At 66.9% G+C, this 6,977-nt stretch carries 8 protein-coding genes; 1 reads left to right on the top strand and 7 read right to left on the bottom strand.

All coding sequences use genetic code 11. The annotated features are described in order from the left end of the window. Nucleotides 1-207 precede the first annotated feature (207 nt). The 6 genes from EBE87_RS27285 to EBE87_RS27260 form a co-directional block, all read right to left on the bottom strand. Nucleotides 208-738 (bottom strand): gamma carbonic anhydrase family protein, encoded by a 531-nt coding sequence (locus tag EBE87_RS27285; protein ID WP_120640742.1) that lies wholly within the window; start codon nucleotides 736-738, stop codon nucleotides 208-210. 178 nt (nucleotides 739-916) lie between these two features. Continuing rightward, the gene (locus EBE87_RS27280) at nucleotides 917-1,924 is read right to left on the bottom strand and encodes a DUF6282 family protein (protein WP_120640743.1); all 1,008 of its coding nucleotides are present in this window, start codon (nucleotides 1,922-1,924) and stop codon (nucleotides 917-919) included. Next, entirely contained in the window at nucleotides 1,917-2,729 is an 813-nt protein-coding gene (locus EBE87_RS27275; protein WP_158601046.1) for an ABC transporter permease, read from the bottom strand. The genes EBE87_RS27280 and EBE87_RS27275 overlap by 8 nt, the downstream gene beginning before the upstream one ends. Further along, entirely contained in the window at nucleotides 2,726-3,541 is an 816-nt protein-coding gene (locus EBE87_RS27270; RefSeq protein WP_199707925.1) for an ABC transporter ATP-binding protein, read from the bottom strand. Before EBE87_RS27270 ends, EBE87_RS27275 begins: the two co-directional genes overlap by 4 nt. Beyond that, nucleotides 3,538-4,296 carry an ABC transporter permease gene (locus tag EBE87_RS27265; protein ID WP_158601047.1) on the bottom strand — a complete coding sequence of 253 codons (759 nt, stop codon included), beginning with the start codon at nucleotides 4,294-4,296 and terminating at the stop codon, nucleotides 3,538-3,540. Before EBE87_RS27265 ends, EBE87_RS27270 begins: the two co-directional genes overlap by 4 nt. Nucleotides 4,297-4,301: 5 nt before the next feature. Further along, nucleotides 4,302-5,180 carry an ABC transporter substrate-binding protein gene (locus EBE87_RS27260; protein ID WP_158601048.1) on the bottom strand — a complete coding sequence of 293 codons (879 nt, stop codon included), beginning with the start codon at nucleotides 5,178-5,180 and terminating at the stop codon, nucleotides 4,302-4,304. 361 nt (nucleotides 5,181-5,541) lie between these two features. On the opposite strand from EBE87_RS27260, the gene EBE87_RS27255 reads away from it, so the two are divergent. Further along, a complete protein-coding gene (locus EBE87_RS27255; protein WP_120640748.1) occupies nucleotides 5,542-6,579 on the top strand; it encodes a LacI family DNA-binding transcriptional regulator in 1,038 nt (345 codons plus the stop codon). Between the two features lie 28 nt (nucleotides 6,580-6,607). Here the strand turns inward: EBE87_RS27255 and EBE87_RS27250 are convergent, their stop codons facing one another. After that, nucleotides 6,608-6,826 carry a hypothetical protein gene (locus EBE87_RS27250; RefSeq protein ID WP_120640749.1) on the bottom strand — a complete coding sequence of 73 codons (219 nt, stop codon included), beginning with the start codon at nucleotides 6,824-6,826 and terminating at the stop codon, nucleotides 6,608-6,610. Nucleotides 6,827-6,977: the final 151 nt, after the last annotated feature.

The following is a 6,977-nucleotide window of genomic DNA, read 5'->3' as shown; positions in this document are numbered from 1 at the left end:
CTGCGCCCAAGCGGCATCCTGATCCTGCTGCACCCTGAGTCACGCGGCCGAACTCGCCCTCCGTCAAACAACTTGCCAATGCCGCCAGAGGAGCTCAGCGCCCTGCTGGCGGCCGAGCGAGAGGTCTTGGTATCACTGATCCGCAGCCTCGGCATTACGCTCAACTGAAGCGGCCGAGTCAGCCGGCGGGACGGGATCCAGGGCGCCTCAGTCGATCCGCCGCAACCCCGCTGCGAAGCGGCGGGCACTGGCCACATAGCCCGCCGCGGAGGCGCGAAGCTTCTCCACCGCGGCCGCGTCCAGCACTCGCACCGACTTGGCCGGCGCGCCCACAATCAGCGAGAAATCTGGGAACTCCTTGCCTTCCGTCACCAGTGCATTGGCGCCGACGATGCAGTGGTTGCCGATGCGCGCATGGTTCAGCACTGTGGCACCCATGCCGATCAAGCTGGCATCGCCTACCGCGCAGCCATGCAGGATGGCATGGTGGCCCACCGTGACGTCAGCGCCGATGGTGAGCGGCGCGCCGGGGTCGGCATGCAGCATGGCGCCATCCTGGATATTGGTGCGGTCGCCGATGCGGATGATGCTGTTGTCGCCGCGCGCGACGGCGCCGAACCAGAAGCCCACATCCTCCCCCAGCACAACCTGCCCGATCACATGCGCATCCGGCGCCAGCCAGTAGCGGCCGGATGCCGGCAGGGTCGGCTGGTGCTGGTCCAGGGCATAAAGGGGCATGGGGGCGTCTCCGGTTGTTCTGAGCCGCTATTCGACGCGGATATGCCCCCTCGGGGCAACCCTGCCGGCCTCTGGTGAAGAGGGCCGCTGCGGCACGCGGAGGCCGACCTGTTCAGGCCAGCGGCGGGCGAGGCAGCGGCGGCGGCCGCGCGCCCCGGCCACGCACAGGCCTGGGAGGTCAGAGCGCCTCGGCAGCCTGGGGCATGGCGGCCGATTCCTGGCCGTTCCACTGCGGCAGGCCGAGGAGGCGCCGTGGATTGTCGCGGACCAGCATGGCGGCCTCACGCTCCGTCAGGCCATGGTGCAGCATGCTGCCCAGCGTCATCCGCAGCAGCTCCGGCGCCGGCGGCATCCAGCCGAAGAAGCAGTCGGTGGTCAGCACCACATGCTCCACGCCCACCTCGCGGATGATGTCGATGCAGTCGGGAATGGGAAGGCGCTGGAAGGCGGGAGTGAAGCCGATGGCGCAGAACTCGATCGTGCCGCCGGCGGCGGCGATGCGGCGGATATCCTCCCGGGTCGCGCCGATGGAGCGGCTGTCGGGATGCTGGAACATCACCTCCCGCACGCCCAGCCGCCTGGCTTCCTCCACCACCGCCAGGCTTTCCTCCGGCGAGACATGGCCCGTGGCCACCATCATCCCGAACTCGGCGGCGATGGCCAGGCAATCCTTGACCTCCGGCCGGATGCGGCCCTGCGCGTCCATCACCGTTAGGCCGCGCTCCGGGTCCAGGTTGCGGGCATGCTCCAGGAATTCGGTCAGGTGGTGGCTGAAGCCGCCGCGCCGCTGGTCGGCTGCGGCGCCCCAGGTCGGCATGAAGAGCACGCGCGCATCCTGCCGCGCCGCCGCCTCCACCGCGATGGGCAGGAAGCCGCCGGAGCAGGGATTCATGGTGATGGAGGCGAAGGCGCGGGCCCGCAGCCCGAGCTGGTTCAGCCGCCAGGACACGGTGGTAGTCGGGAAGAAATGCGACTTCATCACGATGCCCGCCATGCCGGCGGCATCGGCCTGGCGCAGCTCCTCGGCATCGTCCTGGCGGGTGGGATGGGCCAGGGTGAATTCGGGAAAGCCGTGATGGTGCAGGTCCACGGCACCATGCAGCAGGGCGTCCAGCGCTGGCAGGCCGGGGCCTTCACCCGGCACAGCGGGCCGGTGCGGCGGGACGGGGTTGATGCGGTCATTCATGGCTACTGTCCTGCAGGGGCCGCCAGCGCGAGGCACGGCGCTCCAGGCGGCTGATGAGCGTATCCAGGCCGCCGGCCAGCACCAGCACCAGCAGGATGCCGAAATACACCTGCGGGGTGCGGAACATGGTCCGGTTCTGGGTGATGAGAAATCCGATGCCGTCGGTGGAGGCCAGCATCTCCGCCACCACCACGCCAACAGTCACCAGCGCGCCGCCCACCCGCAGGCCGGACACCACGGCAGGCAGGGCGGCGGGAATGATGACCTCGGTCATCATCGGCCAGAAGCTTGCGCCCTGGGCTCGGGCCATGGTGATCAGCTTGCGGTCCACGAGCTGCACGCCGGCCGCGGTAGCTAGAATCACGGGGAAGATGCCGTAGAGGCTGGCGAACCAGATCTTGCTGGCCGGGCCGATGCCGAACCAGGCCGTCATGACCGGATAGATCACGATCAAGGGCAGGGCATAGATCGAGGAGACCAGCGGCAGCGCTGCGCGACGGCCAAAGGGCGAAAGGCCGATGACCAGACCCAGCAGCCCACCCAGCCCGTAGGCGAAGATCAGGGAGGCCAGGATCTCTCCGAAGGTGAAGGCCAAGGCGCTGGCGAAGAAGTCCCATTCCGCGAGCCCCTCGACCAATGCCGCGCTTGGCGGTGCCAGGATCACCTGTGGCACCCAGCCGGCACGTGGCGCCACTTCCCACACCGCCACGAGGGCGGCGAGGCAGAGCCAGCGCAACGTTACCGGGGAGAGGCGCCACCTTTCCGCGCTGGCGCGTGCGGGCGCAGCGGCCGTGGCGTTGCTCACGACTGCCTCCGGATCAGGCTCCAGATCTGCTCGCGAAGGCGGCCGAAATGCTCCGTCGCCATCATCTCCCAGGTTCGGGGGCGCGGCAGGTCGATCTCAATGCGGGCCAGCACCTCACCCGGGCGGCCGCTCAGCACCACCACCTCGTCGCAGAGGTAGACGGCCTCGGTCAGCCCATGCGTCACAAAGACCACGGTCTTTCGATACTGGTCCCAGATGCGCAGCAGTTCGTCGCCCAGCGTCATGCGCGTCTGCTCGTCCAGCGCGGCGAAGGGCTCGTCCATCAGCAGCACCGGCGGATCCTGGCAGAAGCCACGGGCGATGGCGACGCGCTGCTTCATGCCGCCGGAGAGCTCATGCGGGTGCCGGTTCTCGAAACCCTTGAGGCCGACGAGGTGGAGGAGCTGCTCCGCCCTCGCCTCCCGCTCCGCGCGCGGCACGCCACGCAGCTTTAGGGGAAAGGCCACATTTTCCAGAGCCGTGCGCCAGGGCAGCAGGCTGGCTTCCTGGAACACCACGCCGATGCGCTCCGGCGCCGGGCCTGTGACCGGCGCGCCGCGCACAGAAACCTGCCCCTCGCTGGGCCGCACCAGCCCAGCCATCATCATCAGCAGCGAGGACTTGCCGCAGCCGGAGGGGCCCACCAGCCCCACGAAGCGCCCGGGCGCGATGGAGAGATTGATGTCGCGCAGCGCCAGAATCTGGCCACGCCCGGTCTCGTAGCGGTGCGTGATGCCGCGGACTTCGATCTCTGGGCGCTGTGCTTCGGGGGCGGGCATAGTGTGGCGGGGCTCGGCCAGGTGAAGGCTCATCCGGTCCTCCAAGCGCCGGCGCGGCGTTCCAGCGCGCGCAGCGTCTCGTTCACGATGATGCTGAGGGCAGCTGCGATCAGCACGCCGGCGAAAAGCTCAGGCATGCGGAAGCTCTCTCCCCAGGTGCTGAAACGCTGTCCCAGGCCGGCGCGGGAGACATACATCTCCGCGAAGATCACGCCTGCGATGTTGAAGATCATGCCGAGCCGCAGCCCTTCCAGGATCAGCGGCAGCATAGCGTTCCAATGGATTTCGACCCAGATCTGGCGCCGCGTGGCGCCATTGGCGCGGGCCAGGCGCACCAGCTCATCCGGCACCGCGGCCACGGCGGCGGCGGTCGCGATGACCAGCACGAAAAGCGCCTGGAACACGCCAAAGGCGACCTTCTGCCCGAAACCGATGCCGAAGAGCAGGATGAAGACCGGCAAAAACACCGATTTTGGCACCGCAGCCACGAAATGGAAGAAAGGCTTGAAGGCGCGGCCGAGGTAAGGGCTCTCGGCCAATGCCAACCCGATGCCGACACCCAACGGTGCGGCGATGACCACCGCGAGCGCCACTTCCTTGATGGTGATCCAGAGATGGCCCCGGAAGGTCGCGTCACCCAGCAGCTCGGCTGCCTTTGGCAGCACGAGGCTAGGCGGCGGCAGCAAGCGCGGGTCGGCCAAGCCCAGGCGGCTCACGGCTTCCCACGCCAGGAACAAGCCCAGCACCACCGCCGCCTGGGCCAGCAGAACCATCCGATCCGCGCGCATCGGCATCACACCTCGATCGGAGTGACCGGGAAGAACTCCGTCGAGAACATCGACTTCGCCGATGGCAGCTCCTGCAACCCTGCCAGGCGTCCCAGCGCCAGCGAGTTCTCTACCCAGCCTTCCTGGATCACCCCGTCGTCGGAAAGACCCTTGATGGTATTGTCGAACTCCAGCTGCGCCACGGCGGGGGCGAACTTACTCTGCTCCTGAATGAACTTCACCGTCCATTCCGGATTGGCCTTCATGTAGCGTACGGCAGAGAAGATGCCGACCAGCGCCTTCTGAATCGGCTCTTTCTTGCTTTGCAGGACCTTGTCGGCAGCCATCCAGACATCAGGCAGGTTTGGCTGCATGGCGGTGCCGAGGTCGACCACCACCTTGCCGTCGCCCGAAGTTTCCAGCTGATAGGACAGCGGCGGGTAAGCGACGATGGCATCCACATTGCCCGAGAGCAGGCCAGGAATCAGGCCGCCGCCACCGAGCGGAATGCGCGACACCATGCTGCCGGCCTGCTGCCCAGCCCAGAGCGCGAAGAAATCGGTGGTGGAACCATTGGCGCTGACGCCGATCTTCTTCCGTGCCAGATCCTTGACGCTGGAGAGCGGGCTGTCCTTCTTCGCCATGATCTTCCAGCCACGCGGCGTCAGGGTGCCGGCGGCGATGATGGTGGCTGCAACGCCACGCTGCTTGGCCAGCGCCACGCCCGGCGGGAAATAGTTGATCAGGTCGGCCTCGCCGGCTGCCACGGCCTCCATGGCGGCCGAACCGCCGGAGAAACCGGTAAATTCAACCGTCAACCCCAACTTCTTGAAGAGGCCCAGCGCATTCGCCGCATGCACCGGCAGGACGGGTCCGTAATTGGGCGTGCCGCCAACGCGCAGCACTGTGTTCTGGGCAAGGGCAGGGCGGCAGAGGGCAGTGGATGCAAGGAAGCCTGCGCCGGCGGCCACAAGGGCGCCACGACGCGTCAGGGGGGCGCGCATGGGTCGTTTCTCCTGATGTGCCCGGTCTATGCCGCCGGGCCTGTGACACGAAGGCTAACCATCACGACATCACGTGTCTACTAGAAATGCGCACACGTATGCGCGCAGAAACACCCACCCTTATATGTTTGGTGGGCAAGGATCGGTTATAATTGCTGCCATGTTTGCCGTGGAAAAGTTGTCGTCCTTGCTGCTCGCTCCTGGGACGCGCATTCGTTTGCGCATCTTCTACTCAGTTGAATGGTCCGCCTAAGATCGTTCCATGCCTTCCTCCATCAGCATGCCCGCGCCTCCTGACCGGGTGACCGTCGTCACCATCGCCCGCCAGGCGGGTGTTGCCAGTTCGACCGTCTCCCGTGCGCTGAATGGCGATACGCGGATCTCGGCGGCAACACGCGCCCGCATCGCCGCTATCGCGCTAGAACTGGGCTACAAGCCCGATGCCCTCGCACGCACGCTGTCGGGCGGCCGCAGTGGCCTCGTGGGGCTGGTTCTCGGGCCGGTGGAGAACCCCTTCTACGTCGCCATGCTACAGGAAGTCGTCGCGCAGGCGGCAAGGCGGGGAATACGGCTCCTGGTTCTGCATCTCGGCGCTGGCGCCGTTGAGGACGAGACGATGGAAGCCGTGCTGCAGTACCGGGTCGATGGCTGCCTGGTGACCTCCGCGCAGCTTTCGTCACGCATCGCCGACATGTGCGGCAGCCACGGCGTACCGGTGGTGATGTTGAACCGCACCACACGGCTGCGCGCATCCTCCGTCTCCTGCGACAATCTGGAAGGCGCGACGGAAATCACCCAGTTCCTGCTGCATGAAGGGCATCGGCGCTTTGCCCTGGTGGGTACCGATACCTCGAGTTCCACAGCCCTGGAACGCGAGCAGGGCTTCACCCGCGCTCTGGCCTCGGCGGGGCTGGAGGCTGTTCGTTTCAGCGGAGGCACATCCAGCTGGATGGGCGGCTATGTCGCGGGCGAAGGCATCGCGGCACTGCCACCGGCGGAGCGGCCGCATGCGGTCTTCGCCGTCAGCGATATCATGGCCCTCGGAGTCATCGATGCACTGCGCCAGAACGGCCTCCGTGTGCCGCAGGATGTCTCGGTGGTCGGCTTCGATGATATCGCCGAGGCCGCGCGCCCGACTTACGCGCTGACCACCATGTCCCAGCCGCTGGTGCCCATGGTGCGGCGCGGACTGGACATGCTGCTGGCGCGCATGGAAGACCCGGCCTTGCCAGACGAGGTCACGCTGCTTCGTGGCACACTGGCGGTCAGGGGATCAACACAGGCGCGGGTTGTGGCTTAGCGACTGCCAGCGCGCTGCGCGCTGCGGGTCAGCGGCTTTCCGCCGCCGCCTCCAGCATCAGCCCGACAGCGCTGAGTTCGGCCATAAGTCGGCCGGTGAAAGCCTCAAGCGCTTCCAGCACCGCGGATCTTTGGCTCACTGGCAGACCCACCGGCGGGCGCAAAGTCGGCAGCAGGCGCGATGCGGTGGCCTCGGCTTCAGCGATCAGGACCAAGCGCCCTTGCTGGATCAGGCCGTACCCGGGCATTGGCAAGTTGATGGGCGGTGGTCGGAACAGCTGAGCCAGGGCAATCTGACGGGATGACGGCAGACTGCCCCACCTACCCTGGATACCGCTTCCCGGCGGAGATCATCAGCCATGCCGTCTGGCTCTACCATGTGTTCAGCTTGAGCCTGCG

It is taken from the genome of Teichococcus wenyumeiae, assembly GCF_003696345.1.
GTDB lineage: Bacteria > Pseudomonadota > Alphaproteobacteria > Acetobacterales > Acetobacteraceae > Pseudoroseomonas > Pseudoroseomonas wenyumeiae.
This window is presented reverse-complemented; position numbering and strand designations above follow the sequence as displayed.

Bases quoted from the DNA above. Each gene is read 5' to 3' on its own strand.
- EBE87_RS27285 (WP_120640742.1), bottom strand. From the start codon at position 738: ATGCCCCTTTATGCCCTGGACCAGCACCAGCCGACCCTGCCGGCATCC.
- EBE87_RS27280 (WP_120640743.1), bottom strand. From the start codon at position 1,924: ATGAATGACCGCATCAACCCCGTCCCGCCGCACCGGCCCGCTGTGCCG.
- EBE87_RS27270 (WP_199707925.1), bottom strand. From the start codon at position 3,541: ATGAGCCTTCACCTGGCCGAGCCCCGCCACACTATGCCCGCCCCCGAA.
- EBE87_RS27265 (WP_158601047.1), bottom strand. From the start codon at position 4,296: ATGCGCGCGGATCGGATGGTTCTGCTGGCCCAGGCGGCGGTGGTGCTG.
- EBE87_RS27255 (WP_120640748.1), top strand. From the start codon at position 5,542: ATGCCTTCCTCCATCAGCATGCCCGCGCCTCCTGACCGGGTGACCGTC.
- EBE87_RS27250 (WP_120640749.1), bottom strand. From the start codon at position 6,826: ATGCCCGGGTACGGCCTGATCCAGCAAGGGCGCTTGGTCCTGATCGCT.